Raw genomic sequence first — 19,938 nt, 5'->3', positions numbered from 1 at the left:
CGCATTTTCATGCGAGCTCTTCTTTAAATATGGCGGTGAGGGGGGGATTCGAACCCCCGATACGTTGCCGTATACACACTTTCCAGGCGTGCTCCTTCAGCCACTCGGACACCTCACCATATTGTCATCCCGTTGTTGTCGGGACGGGCGCTAATGTAAGGAAAAGCCGTACTGCCGTCAACTCACTTTTTCAGTAATTTAGCGCGTTTAGACAAACTTCAGGCAACCTGATTCCGAAATGTGCGAAAAGCGCCTCTTTTATCAGCAACGCGGTTTCCCGTTAAATTTGTTATGCTGGCAATCCAGTTGAAAATGAAAATAAAACCGCGCGAAAAAGGCAGGAATGACTATGGATATTATCTTCTATCACCCCACTTTTGATACGGCTTACTGGATTGACGCGATCGCGGCTGCACTGCCTGGCGCACGCGTTCGCGAGTGGAAGCGGGGCGATAATGAACATGCCGACTACGCCCTCGTCTGGCATCCGCCGGTTGAAATGCTTCAGGGGCGCAGGCTGAAGGCGGTGTTTGCCCTCGGCGCTGGCGTGGATTCCATTTTAAGTAAGCTGAAGGCACACCCGGAAATGCTGGCGGAGGATATTCCCCTGTTCCGGCTGGAAGATACCGGCATGGGCCAGCAGATGCAGGAATATGCCGTGAGCCAGGTGCTGCACTGGTTCCGCCGCTTTGACGATTATCAGGCGTTTAAGCAGAGGGCCCACTGGGAACCGCTCCCGGACTATCAGCGTGAAGATTTTACCATCGGCATTCTCGGGGCGGGGGTATTGGGCTCAAAAGTGGCAGAAGCGCTCGCGCCGTGGGGCTTCCCGCTGCGCTGCTGGAGCCGCAGCCGCAAGAATTACCTGGGCGTCGAGAGTTTTGCCGGCATGGACGAACTCCCCGCGTTCCTGAAACAGACGCGTGTCCTCATTAACCTGCTGCCGAATACGGCGGAGACGGTTGGCATTATTAACGGTGCGCTCCTCAGCCAGCTGGCTGACCAGAGCTACCTGATGAACCTGGCGCGCGGGGTGCACGTTGTAGAGGACGATCTGCTGAACGCGCTCGACAGCGGTAAGCTGAAAGGCGCCATGCTGGACGTGTATAGCCGCGAGCCGCTGCCGGCGGAAAGCCCGCTCTGGGCTCACCCCCGCGTGGCGATGACGCCACATGTTGCGGCCGTGACGCGTCCGGCAGAGGCCGTAGCGTATATCTCGCATACCATCAGCGAGATAGAGAAGGGCAACGCGGTGACCGGACAGGTCGACAGACAGCGAGGCTACTGAGAGAAACCCGGCGTTCGCCGGGTTTTTGCTAATATTCGCCGCTGATAACTGCTATCCTTTGGAAAAAACGCAGAGGAGAGAAAGATGTATCCCGTTGACCTGCATATGCATACCGTCGCCAGCACCCACGCTTACAGCAACCTCCATGATTATATCGCTCAGGCGAAGCTTAAGGGCATTAAGCTGTTTGCGATAACCGATCACGGCCCGGATATGGCGGATGCGCCGCACTACTGGCATTTTGTGAATATGCGTATCTGGCCTCGTCTGGTAGACGGCATCGGGATACTGCGCGGCATTGAAGCGAATATCAAAAATATCGACGGTGAAATTGACTGCACCGGCCCGATGCTGACCTCGTTAGATCTGATCCTCGCCGGTTTTCATGAGCCCGTTTTTGCGCCGCAGGATAAAGACACCAATACCGCGGCGATGATCGCCACCATAGCCAGCGGCAACGTGCACATTATCAGCCATCCGGGCAACCCTAAATACCCGATTGATATTGAGGCCGTGGCGCAGGCGGCGGCAAAACACCGCGTGGCGCTGGAAATTAATAACTCCTCGTTTGTTCACTCGCGCAAGGGCAGTGAAGCAAACTGTCGCGCCGTGGCGGCGGCCGTGCGTGACGCGGGCGGGATGGTGGCGCTGGGCTCTGATTCACACACCGCCTTCACGCTGGGTGACTTCAGCGAGTGCCTGAAAATTATGCAGGACGTGAACTTCCCGGAAGAACGGATCCTGAACGTCACGCCGCGGCGTATGCTCGACTTCCTTGAGTCGCGCGGCATGGCACCGATTGATGAATTTGCCGATCTTTAATTAATTACGGAACAGAAACATGAATGAGTTTTCCATCCTTTGTCGCGTGCTGGGCACCTTATATTACCGCCAGCCGCAGGACCCGCTGCTGGTTCCGCTGTTTACCCTAATCCGTGAAGGTAAACTGGCGCAGAATTGGCCGCTGGAGCAGGATGATTTGCTGGAACGTTTGCAAAAAAGCTGCGACATGCAGCAGATTTCAACCGATTACAACGCGCTGTTCGTGGGGGAAGAGTGTCGCGTTTCGCCGTATCGTTCTGCATGGCAGGAAGGTGCAACCGAGGCGGAGGTGCGGGCATTTCTTTCAGAACGCGGCATGCCGCTGACGGATATGCCAGCCGATCATATCGGTACGCTGCTGCTGGCGGCCTCGTGGATTGAGGATAATGCGGGGGACGATGAGAATGAGGCGATTGAAACCCTGTTCGATACGTACCTGCTGCCCTGGTGCGGCACTTTCCTCGGCAAAGTTGAGGCTCACGCCACCTCGCCATTCTGGAGAACGCTGGCACCCCTGACGCGCGATGCCATCGCTGCGATGTGGGATGAGCTGGAAGAAGAGAACGAAGAGTGATTTAAGTCACAAAAATCCTGCAACGATACATTTCAACTTGCACGTAATGTGCTTCCGATCTCATTTCCCCGGTGCGCATCTGCTAAGATGCGCACCATGAATATCTTACTTTGTATTGCACTCACGACAGGCATCCTCTCCGGCATCTGGGGATGGGTAGCGGTGTCTCTCGGTTTGTTGAGCTGGGCGGGTTTCCTGGGCTGCACGGCCTATTTCGCCTGCCCGCAGGGTGGCCTGAAGGGGCTGTTTATTTCGGGCTGTACCCTGCTGAGCGGGGTAGCCTGGGCGATGGTCATCATGAAGGGCAGCGCGCTGGCGCCGCATATCGAGATGCTGGGTTACGTCATGACCGGGGTTGTGGCCTTCCTGATGTGCATTCAGGCAAAACATCTGCTGCTCTCCTTCGTGCCCGGCACGTTTATGGGCGCCTGCGCCACCTTTGCCGGGCAGGGGGAGTGGAAGCTGGTGGTGCCTTCGGTAATGCTGGGATTACTGTTTGGCTATGCCATGAAGAACAGCGGTCTGTGGCTTGCAGCCCGACGAGAAAAGCACCAGAGCGTTACGGCGGTAAGTGAATAAAAAAAGGCGAGAGTGATATCTCGCCTTTTTTAGCGCTGCCGATCACGATTCCGGCGGCACCGACATCTCACGGTACTTCACCAGTACCGCATTTCTTACGTCACTCTTATTCTGTAGATCCCACAGGCCGCGATCGATACCGTCATTAATCAGGAAAATCACCCCGGTTTCGATAGCCGACATCAGGCACAGCATAACCGGCTCGTTGGCGGTGTAGCCAATTTCCCCCTCCAGCAAACGCTGGTAGTCAATAAAGCGGAATACCCCGGCCTGCACCTCATAAGAGAGTATCGTTTTGCTGGTGGTTACGGAGGACAAAATTTCGCCCGTACTCACGTTAACCACGCGCAGGCTGACGGCAATCTGATCCAGCTGATACTGCGTGTCGGCTCCAATGCCAAAGTAACGCGCACCTGCGCCGCCCGATTTCACGTTGCTTTCGTAGCCGATAATCGACCCTTCCACCATGATATTGGCTGCGGTGAGAGACTGAAGCGGCATGCGGTTATTGACGCCGACGGTCCCATTCTCCTGAGCGGCACGAATGATTTTTCGTTCGTTCAGCAGGTTTTGCAGTCCCTGACGCTCCAGCGGAATAAACCAGCGCGAATCTTTCAGGGCGGTAACCAGCATCGCGGTTGCGCTCTGCGGGACGGCCGTCGAGAAGTTGCTGGCCGGATACGGTTTGAACTGTCCCGTTTCGTCCTGAATGTTATACACCGAGACGAATATCTTCCCGGTTGGCACCGGCAGATGCGTCAGGTCGCGATAGCTCTGGGCGCGGGGCATTAACGTTGGCTTAGCCGCTTCTTTCGGCGGAGCAGTTAAACAACCGCTTAATAAGCACACCGCAACTAAAATAAAAAAGCGCTGCATGATGATTGTCCTTATTTCGGAGGTGTTCAGAAATCAGTTGAACTGGTCTGCAAGCCGGAAACCTGAATTGTCGACGTTCTTCCGGTTTTACGATCGGTCACATTTAACTGAAGCTGCCCATCTTTGTTGGCAATATCGACTATAAAGTCGTTAGTCACCATGCGGCCGGGTTTGCCGGTATTAATATTGGTTAACAAGCCTCCTAATATTTGCGACTGGATCGCCTGAGTGAAGTTATCCAGCGCGGACGGGGTCTCGATACCGAAATCATCGTCATAGCTGGGGTCCTTATACGAGTTTTGAGCCTGAGCCTGATTAAGCATAAATGCCCCGTTATTCGGGTTGCCGCCAAAATTGGGGTTGCGGAACTGAAAGGTCATATTTCCGGCCCAGCTTAATGGCGCAATGAGCATTAACGAAATCACCGTGTGTGCGAGACGCATAACAGCCTCCGAAATAGGTATCGTTGCTAGAACTCATCTTTTGCTAAATCGCCGGTGCTCAAAAGAGCTTTGTCTAACTGCAGGCGGTTAATAGCGTCTTCTGTTTGTGCCAGCGCGAAAGCGACGTTCCGATCGAAGTCTCTTTTCGTTGGAAATAAAAAGGTCTGGTAAATAACGTCCTGATTAGCGGTTATTGTGATCCAGCTTCCCCAGCGCGCGCTGGGCCTCTCGTTGATGGTTAAATTACCGGGATAGTCGCTTTCCCACTTGTCGCTGAAGGCGCGATAAAAATCGTGTCCGACAGAGGTAGCGGTGTGGTCGGTTAACAGCCCCGGAACTTCAACCTCAACAGCCTGAAGGCTTCCGACAGCAAACAGGAAGCCTGCGGCGGCAATCCAGTTCAGCGTGCTTTTCATGCTATTAGCGCCTGAGGTTATCGTTTGCCCACGACACCGCCTGCGTGCGATTTTTAACAGCTATCTTTTTGAAAAGATTATAAAGATGCGTCTTAACCGTATTTTCGCTGATAAATAACGAACGGGCGATTTCAATATTTGAAGCACCGATACGCAGTTTGTTCAGGATCTCTTTCTCACGGTGCGTCAAAAGTGCGGATTCTGAACTGTTATAGCGATAATTGCCGGAGTGGGTAATCAGGTAGCTGGCAAGCTTTTGCGAGAAATAACACTCTCCGCGCAATATGCTCTGCAACCCCTCTACGACACGGTTCTCTTCTTCAGTGACGTAAAATACGCCGTTGATATGTGGCCAGCTCTCTATTTCGCGGAAGGGATACTCATCAGGGGTATTCAATAATAGCAAACGGATATTATTGTTTTTCCTGCTTAAATTATCCTGCCAGTAATGGATCAGTTTTTTATCCGCTTCCATCATATCGAGTAGAATGATGCTGCCAGGCGCGATGTCATCAAAAGAACGTTGAATATTATGCAGTTTCCCGCTCAGTGAAAGACATTGCTTTAAGTGCTGCAACAACGCTGTAGCCTGTAAAGAAGGTTTGGTGATCAACAATAACGTATGACCGGGTAAGCTATGGACTTCATTAAACATGATGAAACCCCACTTTATTTATGACACCCGGCAGCTGCCCTCTCGTGTAATTGAAAGAGGAACCAGAAGTACTGACAGGTGTGGCACTGCTGTGTGTAGTTAAAAACCCCCTCCAGAGGAGGCGGTAAATTTAAAAACAAATAACGTGCTGCTGTTTTCAATCTAGCTATTGCAAACTTTAAAGCAAATGTTAATACTGTAACAGAATGTAACTCTGGATATTAAAATGTGTATTTTGCGCGAGATATTGATTTTACGTTAATGTGAAAGTTGTACAGGTGAATAATGATGCACAGATTTTATCCGTCATGCAAACTATTATAACCGGCTGATGTTTATTGCTTTGTATTATCGCAGGCCAGCCGGCAGAGGGTATGAGAAGCGTAAAAAAAGTAAGCCCTTTCTAAGCAGGACGTTTTTCTTAAGAAAACTTGCTTCGCGTCACGCGGATCGTAAAGGATGTGCTTTTTCATGCGCAGGAGGCCAGCCAAAGTTAGACGGTCCGCCTGTTCGTTGTACAACGGCAAAGCGAGTATCTTCTTTTTGCATTTGTCGTGCGGGGCAGCTTCCGGGGCGAAGTTTACGACTTTGAGGTGAAGCGGTATATAAAAATAATAAGCACGGGTGAGATATTAAATAACTTCCGGCAGACATAATGTTTTTCGTAACGCGGCGTTAACAAAACGAACCGCGTTAACGACGGAGTAAACGTTTCTTTTATAGCCAGGCCCAGGGTGACAGCATGAAAAACAAAACGTTGCTTATGATGTTTACATTACTGGGTGCGCCTGGATTTGTAATCGCAGGAGCTTCAGATTTAGCCGTTTCTGAATATAACTTCGCGATTAATGAATTAAGTAAAGCTTCATATAATCAGGCCGCCATTATTGGTCAACAGGGATCCGGGAATAATGCTGATGTTCGCCAGGGCGGTGCTAAATTACTGTCCGTAATTTCTCAGGATGGGGAAAATAACCGAGTGAACGTCGATCAGTCAGGGGCTTATAACCTTGCTTATATCGATCAGTCGGGTAACGGCAACGATGCGAGTATTAAGCAGGGGGCTTTCGGCAATACCGCCATGATTATCCAGAAAGGCTCGGGTAACAGGGCGAATATAACGCAGTACGGTACGCAGAAAACAGCAGTTGTAGTACAGAGACAGTCGCAAATGGCTATTCGCGTTATTCAACGCTAGCCATCCGCGACGGCTTAATCAATCCGATGGGGGTTTACCATGAAACTTTTCAAAGTGGCAGTTATTGCAGCAATCGTAGTTTCTGGCAGTGCTTTCGCAGGTGCGGTACCACAGTTTGGCGGCGGCCACGGCGGTGGATGGGGAGGCGGCAATAATGGCCCTGACTCAACCCTGAGCATTTACCAGTACGGTGGCGGTAACTCCGCGCTGGCCCTGCAGACGGATGCCAGAGACTCTGAACTGACCATTACCCAGCATGGTGGCGGTAACGGCGCAGATGTAGGGCAGGGCTCTGATGACAGCTCCATCGATCTGCTGCAAAAAGGCTTTGGTAACAGTGCAACCATTGACCAGTGGAACAGCAAAGACTCGGTTATCAGCGTGAAACAGTTCGGCGGCGGTAACGGCGCGGCTGTAGACCAGACCGCGTCCGGTTCAACGGTGACCGTGCAGCAGGTTGGCTTCGGCAACAACGCCACCGCGCATCAGTACTGATTCTGCTCCGTGCTAAAAACAGGGCGTGTGCCCTGTTTTTTTTCGTGAGGACATCATGAGCACACTCATTCTCCTGGCCGCGCTTTCAGGCCCGATAACGTTCAATACCTCACGGCAGGACGAAACGATCGCCATTATTCCGCGGGTCACGCTGGTGGACGCCTGCCGCTGCCGGGTCGACGTTTTATCCGTACGCCAGGGACCGGCTGGGAAAAGTATCTCCCGGCAGAAAAATACCCTTTTTATCCCCGCTAATCAGCCGATTGATTTAACCCGTATACGTTTAAATATGGGTTCAGGGGATGCGGTAAAAATAATTGTCACCGTTACCGATGGAAAATCGCTTCATTTATCCCAGCAGTGGACTGCGCCGATGAGTACGCTTTAATGATTCATGAAATCAATGATTTATAAAAGTGGCGGACCTGCAAAGGTGAGCTATGCTGATATCAAGAACCCCGCAATTTGGTTCCGTAACGTGATACTTCATAGGTCATAACGGAGCGTTTTTACCCCTCAAGGACGAATTTCATTGAGGAGTACAAATAATGATCAAATCCGCAGCGTGTATTATTTCCGGTATGGGACTGATCCTGTCCGCCTTTTTTTCTCCGGCGTATTCAGCCACGATTGAAAAGGGCGGGATTATTCATTTTCGCGGCGCGATTGTGGCCGATCCGTGCGACGTCACTCCTCAGCAGCATCGGCAGCTTTCCATTTCCTGCCCGGATAATAACCATATCAACACGCAAACCATCAGCTATGACGAGGCTTTAAGCGGCCATCAGTCTCGGTCAAATCTGGCCGCCGTCACCATGAAATACCTGAATGAACAGAAAACGCTCGCGGTCGTTCAGGTGGACTACCGTTAATCGCCGATTCTGGTACGACGGTTTTTCTCCTTCGCCCTCTGCGATACACTGATGAAAAAGGCGGGGTGTAGGGGGTGTTTATGAGACCGCAAATCGACGTAGTTCATGGCGATATCACGACGGTGCACGTAGACGTGATCGTCAACGCTGCCAATTCTTCCCTGCTGGGTGGGGGCGGCGTGGATGGTGCCATTCACCGGGCTGCCGGACCTCGGCTCCTTGAGGCGTGTAAGGTCGTAAGACAGCAGCAGGGAGAGTGCCCGCCGGGGCATGCTGTTATTACGCTGGCGGGCGATCTGCCGGCCAAAGCGGTGATCCATACCGTTGGCCCCGTCTGGCACGGGGGAGATCGCCATGAGGCTGAGATTCTGGAGCAGGCGTATCGCAACTGCCTGCGGCTTGCGGCAGATAACGGGTATAAGACGATGGCATTCCCGGCTATCAGCACGGGCGTTTACGGTTATCCAAAAGAGGCGGCTGCAGCCATCGCCGTGAATACCGTTTATCACTACCTTTCCCTCAAGCCCATGCCGGAAAAAGTCATTTTTGTCTGTTTCGATGAAGAGACCGCCGACCTGTATCAACGGCTGCTGACCGAGCGCAGCCAGGCGTTTTGATGTCTGGGAGGCAAAAACGGCGCCCTTGCGGCGCCGTTTTTTTATCCTGCTTTAACCTGTGGTTTTCCTGAGAACAGGAAACGCAATAGCGGGATCCGCAGGTGGATTTCATACAGCACAACGGCAATGCCAACCACAAAGACGAGGCCGGTGAAAAAGCCCAGCGCGTTTGACGCGATATGCGGCGTGATGTAAGCGCCGAAGAACAGCGTCAGCGGGTGGTGAACCAGGTAGATAAACAGCGAAGCATTAACGAAGTAGGTCACGCGGCTGGATTTAAAATTCAGCAGGCGATGGCCGAGCGCGAACACCACGTTCACCATCCACAGGCCCATCAGCATGGTTATCACGCTTTCCGTTTCGTACATCCACGCGTCCCCGCTGCCGTAGCGTTGATTGAGCAAATAGGCCGCGAAGGCCAGAGCAGCACCCACGGCACACCAGGGGGAGGGGGTAGTAAACAGCGCCTTAAGCCGCGGATGAATGAATGCCAGCGCCCCGATCAGGAAGAAGGGAATGTAGAACAGCGTTTGCATCACCACGAAATTAAACAGCCCGTCGCTCAGAATGGGCGGGTAGACAATGAAAAGGGTGCGCCTGAGGGCCGCATAAGCGATTCCCAGCGCAAAAAACAGCAGCGACAGCTTGCCCAGGGTGATGCTGGAGAAGAAGGTGCGGGATGCTGTGCTCGCCCGCTGGCGCAGCCAGCTGAAGATCGCGAGGCTTACCGTGGTCAGCACCACCAGCACCAGCAGGAACCAGAGATGAGATATCAGCTCCCAGGCCAGGGTGTTGTATTTTTCATACAGAGAGAGATTCGGCCAACTTTCCGTCTTCCCTTTGACGTACTGCAGCATAATAAACTGCGGCAGCGTCAACAGGGGGATCGCCGTCAACATCGGTATCCCAACGCGCTCCACGCGGACCTTCCACCATCGCTTCAGGGGATAGCGCAAAAAGAGCATGTAGGAGAAATAGCCGGAAATAACGAAAAACACCTGCATGCGGAAGGCGTGAATAAAATCGTTAAACAGCGTAAGCCACCACGAAGGCATCTGGCTGTTCACGTGCCAGGTATGGCTGGAATAAATCAGTGAAATGTGAAAAGGGATCCCCAACAGCATCAGCCATGCGCGGATCGAGTCGAGGAAATATTCACGTTCTACAGGGGGTGTGCTCATATCGCGTTGCGCATTCTCAGACTTTTCGCCTTATCCATAAGGCTCTTAATGGTTACATTCGGAGCCAACCCTACACCAAGACCGACACCCTGTCTCCAGGATAAGCACGCAAAGTGAAAAGCGGGTTCTTTCATTTGCTTATTCCATGAGCCAGCGAGCTGAACAAAGCAGTGATAATGTTGTCGGATTGCCTGAGTTTCCATTAAAATGGATCGGATCGATATAAGCACACAAAGGGGGAAGTGCTTACTTATTATGAAACATAAACCACAAGTAATGAAAATGCGTTGGTTGGGTGTTGCAGTGCTGTTGTCTCTGTATACCTCATCTGCACTGGCCTTTAACATCGATGATGTCGCAAAACAGGCAAAATCGATGGCTGGCAAGAGCTATGAAGCGCCAAAAAGTAACCTGCCCTCCGTTTTCCGCGACATGAAATACGCGGACTATCAGCAGATCCAGTTCAATCACGATAAAGCGTACTGGAACAATATTAAAACCCCGTTCAAGCTTGAATTTTATCATCAGGGTATGTACTTCGACACGCCTGTTGCCATCAATGAAGTGACGGCAACCGCGGTTCGCAAGATCAAGTACAGCCCGGATTATTTCAATTTTGGCAATGTGCAACACGATAAAGATACGGTGAAAGACCTCGGCTTCGCAGGCTTCAAGGTGCTTTACCCGATCAACAGCAAAGATAAAAACGACGAAATCGTCAGCATGCTTGGCGCCAGCTACTTCCGCGTAATCGGCGCGGGGCAGGTGTACGGGCTTTCTGCGCGCGGCCTGGCCATTGATACCGCGCTGCCATCAGGTGAAGAGTTTCCGCGTTTCCGCGAGTTCTGGATCGAACGTCCAAAACCAACCGACAAACGTCTCACCATCTATGCGCTCCTTGACTCCCCTCGCGCGACTGGCGCTTATCGCTTCGTGATTATGCCAGGGCGTGACACGGTGGTGGACGTGCAGTCTAAAGTTTACCTGCGCGATAAAGTGGGCAAGCTGGGCGTTGCGCCGTTGACCAGCATGTTCCTGTTCGGGCCGAACCAGCCGTCTCCGGCGACCAACTTCCGTCCCGAACTGCATGACTCCAATGGCCTGTCCATCCATGCCGGTAACGGCGAGTGGATCTGGCGTCCGCTGAACAACCCGAAACATCTGGCCGTCAGCAGCTTTGCGATGGAAAACCCGCAGGGCTTTGGTCTTCTGCAGCGTGGCCGTCAGTTCTCCCGCTTTGAAGATCTGGATGACCGCTACGATCTGCGCCCGAGCGCCTGGGTTACGCCGAAGGGCGACTGGGGTAAAGGCAAGGTCGAGCTGGTTGAAATTCCAACCAACGATGAAACGAACGACAACATCGTGGCTTACTGGACGCCGGATCGGCTGCCGGAAGCCGGTAAAGAGATGAACTTCAAATATGCGATCACCTTCAGCCGTGACGAAGACAAGCTCCACGCACCGGATAACGCGTACGTCATGCAGACGCGTCGTTCAACGGGTGATGTGAAGCAGTCCAACCTTATTCGTCAGCCGGACGGTACGCTGGCATTTATCGTGGACTTCACCGGCCAGGATATGAAAAAACTGGCGCCGGATACTGCCGTGACGGCACAGGCCAGCATTGGCGATAACGGTGAAATCGTTGAAAATGCCGTGCGCTACAACCCGGTAACCAAAGGGTGGCGTTTGACCCTGCGCGTGAAAGTGAAAGATCCGAAACAGACCACTGAAATGCGCGCCGCGCTGGTCAGTAACGATAAGCCGCTGAGTGAAACCTGGAGCTACCAGCTACCTGCCAATGAATAATACATCTGAATATATTGATGCCATGCCGCTGACGGACATTGAAAAAGCGGCACTCCCTGCGAGCGACATCCGCGCGGTTCACACCGCGCTGGATGGCGAACATCGTCCGTTTTCTCGTGATGATGACACGCCGCTGGGGTCAGTAAAGGCACGCCTGGAACAGGCGTGGCCGGACTCGCTGGCGGAAGGGCAGTTGATCAAGGATGACGAAGGGCGTGACCAGCTGCAGGCAATGCCGAAGGCCACGCGTTCCTCCATGTTCCCCGATCCGTGGCGCACCAACCCGGTGGGCCGCTTCTGGGATCGCCTGCGCGGGCGTGACGTTACGCCGCGCTATCTGTCACGTCTGACCAAAGAGCAGCAGGCGTCTGAGCAGAAGTGGCGTACCGTGGGAACCATTCGTCGCTACATTCTGCTGCTGCTGACGCTGGCGCAGACCGTCGTCGCCACCTGGTACATGAAATCTATTCTGCCGTACCAGGGCTGGGCGTTGATTAACCCTGCTGACATGATTGGCCAGGATATCTGGGTCTCCTTCATGCAGCTGCTGCCGTATATCTTACAGAGCGGCATCCTTCTGCTGTTCGCCGTGCTGTTCTGCTGGGTCTCTGCCGGGTTCTGGACCGCGCTGATGGGCTTCCTGCAGCTGCTGATGGGGCGTGACAAATACAGCATTTCCGCGTCGACGGTCGGGGATGAACCCCTCAATCCTGAGCACCGTACCGCGCTGATTATGCCTATCTGTAACGAAGACGTTGACCGCGTATTCGCGGGGCTTCGTGCGACCTGGGAGTCCGTAAAGGCTACCGGTAACGCGGCGCATTTCGACGTCTATATCCTGAGCGACAGCTACAACCCGGACATCTGCGTGGCAGAGCAAAAGGCCTGGATGGAGCTGATTGCCGAAGTGCAGGGTGAAGGGCAGATTTTCTACCGTCGCCGCCGCCGCCGCGTGAAGCGTAAGAGCGGGAACATCGATGACTTCTGCCGTCGCTGGGGTAACCAGTACAGCTACATGGTCGTGCTGGATGCGGACTCCGTGATGAGCGGCGACTGCCTGAGCGGGCTGGTCCGTCTGATGGAAGCCAACCCGAACGCGGGTATCATTCAGTCCTCGCCTAAGGCGTCCGGCATGGACACGCTGTATGCGCGCTGCCAGCAGTTTGCCACCCGCGTCTACGGACCGCTGTTTACCGCCGGTCTGCACTTCTGGCAGCTGGGTGAATCTCACTACTGGGGCCACAACGCCATTATCCGCGTGAAGCCGTTCATCGAGCACTGTGCGCTGGCGCCGCTGCCGGGTGAAGGGTCGTTTGCCGGGTCCATTCTGTCGCATGACTTTGTGGAAGCTGCGCTGATGCGTCGTGCAGGGTGGGGCGTCTGGATTGCCTACGATCTGCCGGGCTCCTATGAAGAGCTGCCGCCGAACCTGCTGGACGAACTCAAGCGTGACCGCCGCTGGTGTCACGGTAACCTGATGAACTTCCGCCTGTTCCTGGTGAAAGGGATGCACCCTGTTCACCGCGCGGTGTTCCTGACGGGCGTGATGTCCTATCTGTCCGCGCCGCTGTGGTTTATGTTCCTGGCGCTCTCTACCGCGCTGCAGGTCGTGCATGCCCTGACGGAACCGCAGTACTTCCTGCAACCGCGCCAGCTGTTCCCGGTGTGGCCGCAGTGGCGACCGGAACTGGCGATTGCGCTGTTTGCCTCAACCATGGTGCTGCTGTTCCTGCCTAAGCTGCTCAGCATCATTCTGATCTGGTGCAAAGGCTCGAAAGAGTACGGCGGTTTCTTACGCGTTACCCTCTCACTGCTGCTGGAAGTGCTGTTCTCGGTCCTGCTGGCACCGGTGCGCATGCTGTTCCATACGGTGTTCGTGGTGAGCGCGTTCCTGGGGTGGGAAGTGGTGTGGAATTCGCCGCAGCGTGACGATGACTCTACGCCGTGGAGCGAAGCGTTTATGCGCCATGGCTCCCAGCTGCTGCTGGGCCTGGTGTGGGCGGTCGGTATGGCATGGCTGGATCTGCGTTTCCTGTTCTGGCTTGCGCCAATCGTCTTCTCGCTGATCCTGTCGCCGTTTGTGTCGGTGATCTCCAGCCGTTCGACGGTGGGCCTGCGCACCAAGCGCTGGAAGCTGTTCCTGATCCCGGAAGAGTATTCTCCGCCGCAGGTGCTGGTTGATACCGATACCTATCTGGAGCAGAACCGCAAACGCTCGCTCGATGATGGCTTTATGCACGCCGTGTTTAACCCGTCATTTAACGCGCTGGCGACAGCAATGGCGACCGCGCGTCACCGTGCCAGCCAGGTGCTGGAGATCGCCCGCGATCGTCACGTTGAGCAGGCGCTGAACGAGACGCCAGAGAAGCTTAACCGCGACCGTCGTCTGGTACTGCTGAGCGATCCGGTGACGATGGCAAGGCTTCACTACCGCGTGTGGTCCGCACCGGAGAGATACTCTTCGTGGGTGAACTACTATAAGGACGTGAAGCTGAATCCGCTTGCGCTGAAGGCGAAGTGACGCTTCTTTACCCGCCACATAAAATACCGGCTTAAGCGCCGGTATTTTTTTAGAGGTTAAACAATGAAAATCTTCATCGTTATCATAACGGCATGCCTGCTCAGCGGCTGCGGCAGCATTATCAGCCGCACCATCCCCGGACAGGGCCACGGGAATCAGTATTATCCCGGCGTGCAGTGGGACGTTCGCGATTCCGCATGGCGCTATCTCACCGTGCTCGATCTGCCGTTTTCGCTGATTTTCGATACGCTATTGCTGCCCATCGATGCCAGCCACGGCCCGTACGAATAGCGGCAACTTATCGCTCGTCCCATTCGTCCGCTGCGGCCTGACCTTCTTCCGTATCCAGCGGCGGTTCGAGCTGAAACTCGCCTTCATCCCATTCATGTAACGTATTCTCTTCGAGCCACTCCTGACGTAATTCAATTTCGTCATAGTCGCCGTCGAACACGGCCTGCGCACCTTCACCACTCAATAACGGCAAACATTCTCCGTCTTCGCCCTCATCAGCAAAGAACTCGGCCTGCCACATAATATCGCCGTCCTGAAGGACGTATTTCTGAATATTAAGCTGTTGCACGTCAGCATCTTCTTCCTCAATGCCGGGGTTATCGGCGAGGAATTCTTCGCGAGCGGCATCGATAGCTTCTTCCAGCGTGGCGTACATGGTCATTGGTGTCTCCCTGTTTTTCGTGAAGGTATTCAGGGAAAGGATAGCTGATTATCTGCTTTTGCAAGTACGAATGCGAAAATTAGCCGTCACGATAGTGTCTTATTCCCGCGCCGGACGTAGCGCCCGGGATAAACTGAGCCACGAATAAACCGCGTTGAACATCACGACGCCAGCCGTAACGATGAAAACGGCCCGGAAGCCGAAGCTGGCCGAAATCCCCGCCCCGACCAGCGGCCCGGTGACGTTACCCAGATCGCGAAACGACTGGTTGTAGCTGAAAATACGTCCGGCAATCTGGTTGGTGGAGTTATAGACCAGCAGCGTCTGCACGGCCGGGAGCAACGCACCGTCCGCTGCTCCCAGCAGGAAGCGCAACACGCCGAGCTGCCACGGTGAGTTCACCATCGACATGGGGATCAGCAGCAGAACGGAGACGATCAGGGCGCAGATCAGGATTTTTTCCGGGCCAATGCGATCGCCCAGCCTGCCGAGCCGTGGCGCGCTCAGTAACGCGGCCACGCCGGGAACGGAGGCGATCAGTCCGCTGATAAACGCGATGCTGCTGACGTTTCCGGCCAGATCGCGCACGTAGAGCGTGAGGATAGGGGCGATCGAGCCGGTCGCCACCTGGATAATCATGGTGGTGACGAACAGGCTCAGCACCAGCTTCGGATTTTTTAGCGAGGCCAGCACGTCGCGGGCGCGCAGCATCTCTTTTTTGGTCACGGGCGTGAAGTTCTCGCGGATGCAGATAAGCGTCACGAGGAAACAGAGAAACAGCACGCTGGCGGTAATGAAGAAGACGGGCCGAAGACCGTAGTGGTCGGCCAGCAGCCCGCCTGCCAGCGGGCCAAGCAGCGCGCCGCTTACTCCCCCGGTGGAGAGCGTGCCGAGCGCCCAGCCGCTTTTGTGACGCGGGATCTGAGTGGCGATAAGGGCGTTGGCATTCGGGATAAACCCGCCGAGCAGGCCCAAGAGCGCGCGCAGTATCAGGAACTGCCAGACGTTCTGCGCCACCCCCATCAGCAGCATGATAATGGCCATTCCGAGCGCCGAGCGCAGCAGCATGATTTTTCGGCCTTTACGGTCAGCAAGCCCGCCCCAGAACGGCGATGCAATGGCGGAGAACAGGAACGTAATGCTGAATACCAGCCCCGACCACATGTTCAGCGCGCCGTGGCCGGTGACGCCCAGCTGTTCAACGTAGAGGGGGAGGAAGGGCATCACCAGGCTAAAGGCGGCGCCAGTAAGAAAACAACCCAGCCACGCAACCGTCAGGTTACGTTTCCAGTTTATGGGAGCATCTGAGGGGGACATAACTATCCGCATTAAGAGGTGCAGGGCACCGTGACCAGTGAGGTAATAAGCCTGCTAATTATGCGCCTGGGTTATGGTTGTCGCAATGCGGGAGAGCTTTTAAAGCTAAAACGCGATGCGGCCCCGGAAGGCCGCATGCAGTTTAATACCGGGAAGGGGCGCCCTCTGGGCGGGTTTTGAAGCGTCGATGCAGCCACATGTATTGCTCCGGCGCTAGCATGATGCATTGCTCGACGATGCCGTTCATCCACCGCGCGGTGGTTTCTGCGTCATCCAGGGGTGGCGCGAGTTCCGGCTCAAGCATAATGAGCTGATAGCCCGAACCGTCCGGCTTGCGGCGCGGCACAAACGGCACGATAGCCGCTTTGGACATCCGCGCCAGCATCCAGGTCCCGGTAGTGGTAGCCGCGTCCTCTACCGCGAAGAACGGAACAAACACGCTGGATTGCGGGCCGTAGTCATGATCGGGGGCATACCAGACCACTTCACCTGATTTAAGGGCGCGGATCATTCCCTTCAGGTCTTTACGGTCGATCATGCTTTTATTGGAGCGCATGCGGCCGTTGGTCTGGATCAAATCGATCACCGGGTTGTCGTTAGGACGATACACGCCAATGCCCGGCGCCTGCATGCCGAACATGCGGGCGCCAATTTCAAGCGTCAGGAAATGGACGCCAATCAGCAGAACGCCGGTCTGGTTAGCCTGGAGATTATGCACCGGATCCATACCGGTACCGGCCACCTCTGTCCAGCGCGCCATGCGTTTATCCGACCAGAACCAGGTCATACCTGTCTCCATCAGCCCCATGCCGACAGATTCGAAGTTTTTAACCACCATGTCGTGGCGCTCAGATTCGCTCATCTGAGGAAAGCAAAGCTCAAGGTTGCGATACGCGATCCTGGCGCGACGCTTCATAAACTGTTGAGCAATGCGACCCAGACCTTTACCCATCCGGAAGAGAACGGGATAAGGAAGTTGTACAATAAGCCACAACAAGCCAATGCCTGACCATGTTAACCAATAGCGGGGATGCAAAAGCGCGGCAGTAAATTTCGGTAACTGGGTCATGTCTGTCCTGTGTTCTAACGTCCTGAGGAGCTATTGTCTCATTTTTTAAGGCATAGCCAAAATGTCTGTCATCGAAACATGCAGGATGACCGTACCTGTTAAGTCTGTTTAATCAGGTTGACTGAAATGTAGCGTAAATTGTGTGGATGTAAATTGTCTTTGTTTGCTATATGATGCCGACCGATTTTTACTTCTCTCTGACGATTGCAGGACTTGTACACCATGCCAGTGTTACACAACCGCGTTTCGAATGAGATGCTGAAAGCGCGTATGTTAGCCGAAACCGAGCCGCGCACGACCATCTCTTTCTATAAATATTTCACCATCAACGATCCGCAGGCTACCCGCGATGCGCTTTACCAGGCTTTCACCAGCCTGAACGTGTTTGGCCGCGTCTATCTGGCGCGTGAGGGTATCAACGCCCAGATCAGCGTGCCGGAAAGCAAAGTCGGCGCGTTCCGTGACTGCCTTTACGGGTTTGATCCGGCGCTTGACGGGCTGCGCCTGAACGTCGCGCTGGACGATGACGGAAAATCCTTCTGGGTGCTGCGCATGAAAGTGCGCGAGCGTATTGTCGCAGACGGGATCGACGATCCGACCTTCAATGCCGGTGACGTGGGGGAATACCTCAAGGCCGCTGAAGTAAACGCCATGCTCGACGATCCGGATGCGGTATTCATCGATATGCGTAACCACTACGAGTATGAAGTGGGGCATTTCGAGAACGCGATGGAAATTCCGGCCGACACCTTCCGTGAACAGCTGCCGAAAGCCGTTGAGATGATGCAGGAACATAAAGACAAAAAGATCGTTATGTACTGCACCGGGGGGATACGCTGCGAAAAAGCCAGCGCCTGGATGAAGCACAACGGCTTTAATAAGGTCTGGCACATTGAAGGCGGGATCATCGAATACGCTCGCCGCGCCCGCGAACAGGGCTTACCGGTGCGTTTTATCGGTAAAAACTTTGTGTTTGATGAGCGTATGGGCGAGCGCATTTCAGAAGATGTGATTGCGCACTGCCACCAGTGCGGTACGCCGTGCGACACGCACACCAACTGCAAAAACGACGGGTGTCACCTGCTGTTTATTCAGTGCCCGGCCTGCGCCGAAAAGTTTAACGGCTGCTGTAGCGAGCTGTGCAGCGAAGAGAGCGTTTTGCCGGAAGAGGAGCAGCGCCGCCGTCGGGCAGGGCGCGAGAACGGGAATAAGATCTTTAATAAATCCCGCGGTCGACTGAATACGAAACTGGGTATTCCGGACCCGGAATAAATAACTGCCCGGCGGCGCGATTGCCGGCCGGGCCTGTTTTTACGACTTCTGCTGTACGCCTTCCACTGAAATAATCAGCTCAACGTCCTGCGACGCCGGACCTAAATCGGTGGTGATATTAAAGTCTTTCAGATGAATTTTACCTGCCGCTTCAAAGCCAGCACGTTTTCCGCCCCACGGATCGTCGCCCTGTCCCATTAATTTCGCTTCAAGAGTGACTGGTTTTGTCACGCCATTCAGCGTCAGATTACCGGTAATATTGAGCTTGTCCCCGTCTTTCTTCACGTCTGTCGAGGCGAAGGTAGCCTGCGGGAATTTCGCCACGTTCAGGAACTCGGCGCTGCGCAGATGCTTATCACGCTCGGCGTGGTTAGTATCAACGCTGTTGGTATTGATGGTGACATTCACCTTATCGGCAGCGGGATTTTTCTCGTCAAAACTAAAGGTGCCGTCGAAGTCATTGAACGTGCCATATAACCAGCTGTAGCCCAGATGCTGAATGCGGAAATTGACGAAGGCGTGCTGGCCCTCTTTATCAATTTTATAGTCAGCGGCAACGGCCGAACCGGCAGTAAATAACAGCGAACCTAATGCGATACCCAACAGGCGTTTTTTCATTTTATGCTCCAGAGTCAGCTGACGAACGGCCAAGCATGCGCTTAAGCGTATCGTCTTTATCAATAAAGTGGTGTTTCAGAGCCGCGAGGCCATGCAGAACTGAGAGGATCACAACGCTCCATGCCAGCCACAGATGAACCACACCGGCGGTGTCAGCCTGCGCGCCCGCATCGGCCAGCGTGGCGGGGACGTCGAAAAGCCCAAACACGCTAATCGGCTTGCCGTCTGCGGTCGAAATGAGATAGCCGCTGACAAGAATAGCCAACAGCAGGGCATAGAGTACGATATGTGCGCCAACAGCAGCGATGCGGGTGAATCGGCTGTGGCTTTTGGGCGCCGGCGGCGGGGGAGAGACATGCCGCCAGATGATACGGAAAACCAGCCCCATCATCAGCAGCACCCCAATGCTTTTGTGCAGCTCGGGTGCCTGGTGATACCAGCCGTCATAATAGCTCAGCGTCACCATCCACAGCCCGAGACCAAACATGGCATAGACGGCAAGGGCAAATAGCCAGTGTAAACACATGGATATTATTCCGTAGCGGCTGGAAGAGTTTCGCCATTGCATATGAATTTCCGTTTTCAGATGTTCGAGCAGTAAAAATGAACGTGATAAATAAATAATGCAACTGAAAAAAAAGGA

At 54.2% G+C, this 19,938-nt stretch carries 23 protein-coding genes and 1 tRNA gene; 13 read left to right on the top strand and 11 right to left on the bottom strand.

Annotated features, from left to right (window positions below):
- Positions 1-30 precede the first annotated feature (30 nt).
- Positions 31-118, bottom strand: a tRNA-Ser gene (locus HWQ14_RS19125).
- Between the two features lie 231 nt (positions 119-349).
- Between HWQ14_RS19125 and ghrA the strand changes: the two genes are divergently transcribed.
- The 4 genes from ghrA (at position 350) to HWQ14_RS19105 (ending at position 3,263) form a co-directional block, all read left to right on the top strand.
- Complete coding sequence (gene ghrA / locus HWQ14_RS19120) at positions 350-1,288, top strand: glyoxylate/hydroxypyruvate reductase GhrA (protein WP_176610655.1); 939 nt, start codon at positions 350-352, stop codon at positions 1,286-1,288.
- A gap of 84 nt (positions 1,289-1,372) precedes the next feature.
- On the top strand, positions 1,373-2,110 hold the full coding sequence (locus HWQ14_RS19115; protein ID WP_176610654.1) for a phosphatase: 738 nt from the start codon (positions 1,373-1,375) through the stop codon (positions 2,108-2,110).
- A gap of 19 nt (positions 2,111-2,129) precedes the next feature.
- The gene (locus HWQ14_RS19110; protein ID WP_148421787.1) at positions 2,130-2,684 is read left to right on the top strand and encodes a TorD/DmsD family molecular chaperone; all 555 of its coding nucleotides are present in this window, start codon (positions 2,130-2,132) and stop codon (positions 2,682-2,684) included.
- A 96-nt stretch (positions 2,685-2,780) separates the two neighbouring features.
- Entirely contained in the window at positions 2,781-3,263 is a 483-nt protein-coding gene (locus tag HWQ14_RS19105) for a DUF1097 domain-containing protein (RefSeq protein WP_176610653.1), read from the top strand.
- Positions 3,264-3,305: 42 nt separating this feature from the next.
- On the opposite strand, the gene csgG is transcribed toward HWQ14_RS19105, so the two are convergent.
- Genes csgG through csgD form a run of 4 tightly spaced genes read right to left on the bottom strand, consistent with a single transcriptional unit; the run spans position 3,306 to position 5,653 of the window.
- On the bottom strand, positions 3,306-4,139 hold the full coding sequence (gene csgG, locus HWQ14_RS19100) for a curli production assembly/transport protein CsgG (RefSeq protein ID WP_148421783.1): 834 nt from the start codon (positions 4,137-4,139) through the stop codon (positions 3,306-3,308).
- Between the two features lie 26 nt (positions 4,140-4,165).
- Positions 4,166-4,582 carry a curli production assembly/transport protein CsgF gene (gene csgF, locus HWQ14_RS19095; RefSeq protein ID WP_006809295.1) on the bottom strand — a complete coding sequence of 139 codons (417 nt, stop codon included), beginning with the start codon at positions 4,580-4,582 and terminating at the stop codon, positions 4,166-4,168.
- Positions 4,583-4,608: 26 nt separating this feature from the next.
- Positions 4,609-4,998, bottom strand: coding sequence for a curli production assembly/transport protein CsgE (gene csgE / locus HWQ14_RS19090; protein ID WP_176610652.1), 390 nt, complete (start codon positions 4,996-4,998; stop codon positions 4,609-4,611).
- 4 nt (positions 4,999-5,002) lie between these two features.
- Positions 5,003-5,653 carry a biofilm master transcriptional regulator CsgD gene (gene csgD, locus HWQ14_RS19085; protein ID WP_176610651.1) on the bottom strand — a complete coding sequence of 217 codons (651 nt, stop codon included), beginning with the start codon at positions 5,651-5,653 and terminating at the stop codon, positions 5,003-5,005.
- A 742-nt stretch (positions 5,654-6,395) separates the two neighbouring features.
- On the opposite strand from csgD, the gene csgB reads away from it, so the two are divergent.
- The 5 genes from csgB (at position 6,396) to ymdB (ending at position 8,835) form a co-directional block, all read left to right on the top strand.
- Positions 6,396-6,851 (top strand): curli minor subunit CsgB, encoded by a 456-nt coding sequence (gene csgB, locus HWQ14_RS19080; RefSeq protein ID WP_176610650.1) that lies wholly within the window; start codon positions 6,396-6,398, stop codon positions 6,849-6,851.
- A gap of 39 nt (positions 6,852-6,890) precedes the next feature.
- Positions 6,891-7,346 carry a curli major subunit CsgA gene (gene csgA, locus HWQ14_RS19075; RefSeq protein WP_148421778.1) on the top strand — a complete coding sequence of 152 codons (456 nt, stop codon included), beginning with the start codon at positions 6,891-6,893 and terminating at the stop codon, positions 7,344-7,346.
- A 55-nt stretch (positions 7,347-7,401) separates the two neighbouring features.
- Positions 7,402-7,734: a curli assembly chaperone CsgC gene (gene csgC / locus HWQ14_RS19070; RefSeq protein ID WP_176610649.1), complete on the top strand. Its 333-nt coding sequence runs from the start codon at positions 7,402-7,404 to the stop codon at positions 7,732-7,734.
- A gap of 160 nt (positions 7,735-7,894) precedes the next feature.
- Positions 7,895-8,218: a type 1 fimbrial protein gene (locus HWQ14_RS19065; protein ID WP_148421776.1), complete on the top strand. Its 324-nt coding sequence runs from the start codon at positions 7,895-7,897 to the stop codon at positions 8,216-8,218.
- Positions 8,219-8,298: 80 nt separating this feature from the next.
- Entirely contained in the window at positions 8,299-8,835 is a 537-nt protein-coding gene (ymdB, locus tag HWQ14_RS19060) for an O-acetyl-ADP-ribose deacetylase (RefSeq protein ID WP_176610648.1), read from the top strand.
- Positions 8,836-8,876: 41 nt separating this feature from the next.
- Here ymdB and mdoC read toward each other — a convergent pair whose 3' ends face one another.
- Positions 8,877-10,016 carry a glucans biosynthesis protein MdoC gene (mdoC, locus tag HWQ14_RS19055; protein WP_148421774.1) on the bottom strand — a complete coding sequence of 380 codons (1,140 nt, stop codon included), beginning with the start codon at positions 10,014-10,016 and terminating at the stop codon, positions 8,877-8,879.
- Between the two features lie 255 nt (positions 10,017-10,271).
- Here mdoC and mdoG point away from each other — a divergent pair, with 255 nt between their 5' ends.
- The 3 genes from mdoG (at position 10,272) to HWQ14_RS19040 (ending at position 14,637) form a co-directional block, all read left to right on the top strand.
- Positions 10,272-11,825 carry a glucans biosynthesis protein MdoG gene (mdoG, locus tag HWQ14_RS19050; RefSeq protein ID WP_176610647.1) on the top strand — a complete coding sequence of 518 codons (1,554 nt, stop codon included), beginning with the start codon at positions 10,272-10,274 and terminating at the stop codon, positions 11,823-11,825.
- On the top strand, positions 11,818-14,346 hold the full coding sequence (mdoH, locus tag HWQ14_RS19045) for a glucans biosynthesis glucosyltransferase MdoH (RefSeq protein ID WP_176610646.1): 2,529 nt from the start codon (positions 11,818-11,820) through the stop codon (positions 14,344-14,346). Before mdoG ends, mdoH begins: the two co-directional genes overlap by 8 nt.
- Before the next feature lie 63 nt (positions 14,347-14,409).
- Positions 14,410-14,637: a YceK/YidQ family lipoprotein gene (locus tag HWQ14_RS19040; protein ID WP_148421771.1), complete on the top strand. Its 228-nt coding sequence runs from the start codon at positions 14,410-14,412 to the stop codon at positions 14,635-14,637.
- A gap of 7 nt (positions 14,638-14,644) precedes the next feature.
- Here HWQ14_RS19040 and HWQ14_RS19035 read toward each other — a convergent pair whose 3' ends face one another.
- From HWQ14_RS19035 to HWQ14_RS19025, 3 genes are all read right to left on the bottom strand, one after another.
- Positions 14,645-15,019 (bottom strand): MysB family protein, encoded by a 375-nt coding sequence (locus HWQ14_RS19035; protein ID WP_176610645.1) that lies wholly within the window; start codon positions 15,017-15,019, stop codon positions 14,645-14,647.
- Positions 15,020-15,118: 99 nt separating this feature from the next.
- Positions 15,119-16,336: a multidrug efflux MFS transporter MdtG gene (gene mdtG / locus HWQ14_RS19030; protein WP_176610644.1), complete on the bottom strand. Its 1,218-nt coding sequence runs from the start codon at positions 16,334-16,336 to the stop codon at positions 15,119-15,121.
- Between the two features lie 142 nt (positions 16,337-16,478).
- The gene (locus HWQ14_RS19025) at positions 16,479-17,405 is read right to left on the bottom strand and encodes a Kdo(2)-lipid IV(A) acyltransferase (protein ID WP_176610643.1); all 927 of its coding nucleotides are present in this window, start codon (positions 17,403-17,405) and stop codon (positions 16,479-16,481) included.
- Between the two features lie 222 nt (positions 17,406-17,627).
- Here HWQ14_RS19025 and HWQ14_RS19020 point away from each other — a divergent pair, with 222 nt between their 5' ends.
- Positions 17,628-18,677 carry a rhodanese-related sulfurtransferase gene (locus tag HWQ14_RS19020; protein ID WP_148421767.1) on the top strand — a complete coding sequence of 350 codons (1,050 nt, stop codon included), beginning with the start codon at positions 17,628-17,630 and terminating at the stop codon, positions 18,675-18,677.
- A 39-nt stretch (positions 18,678-18,716) separates the two neighbouring features.
- Here the strand turns inward: HWQ14_RS19020 and HWQ14_RS19015 are convergent, their stop codons facing one another.
- On the bottom strand, positions 18,717-19,295 hold the full coding sequence (locus HWQ14_RS19015) for a YceI family protein (protein ID WP_148421766.1): 579 nt from the start codon (positions 19,293-19,295) through the stop codon (positions 18,717-18,719).
- A gap of 1 nt (position 19,296) precedes the next feature.
- The gene (locus HWQ14_RS19010; RefSeq protein WP_176610642.1) at positions 19,297-19,863 is read right to left on the bottom strand and encodes a cytochrome b; all 567 of its coding nucleotides are present in this window, start codon (positions 19,861-19,863) and stop codon (positions 19,297-19,299) included.
- Between the last annotated feature and the right edge of the window lie 75 nt (positions 19,864-19,938).

This window comes from Enterobacter cloacae (assembly GCF_013375935.1).
Taxonomy (GTDB): Bacteria; Pseudomonadota; Gammaproteobacteria; order Enterobacterales; family Enterobacteriaceae; genus Enterobacter; species Enterobacter pasteurii.
Note: the sequence above shows the minus strand (reverse complement) of the source record. Positions and strands in the feature narration are given on the sequence as shown.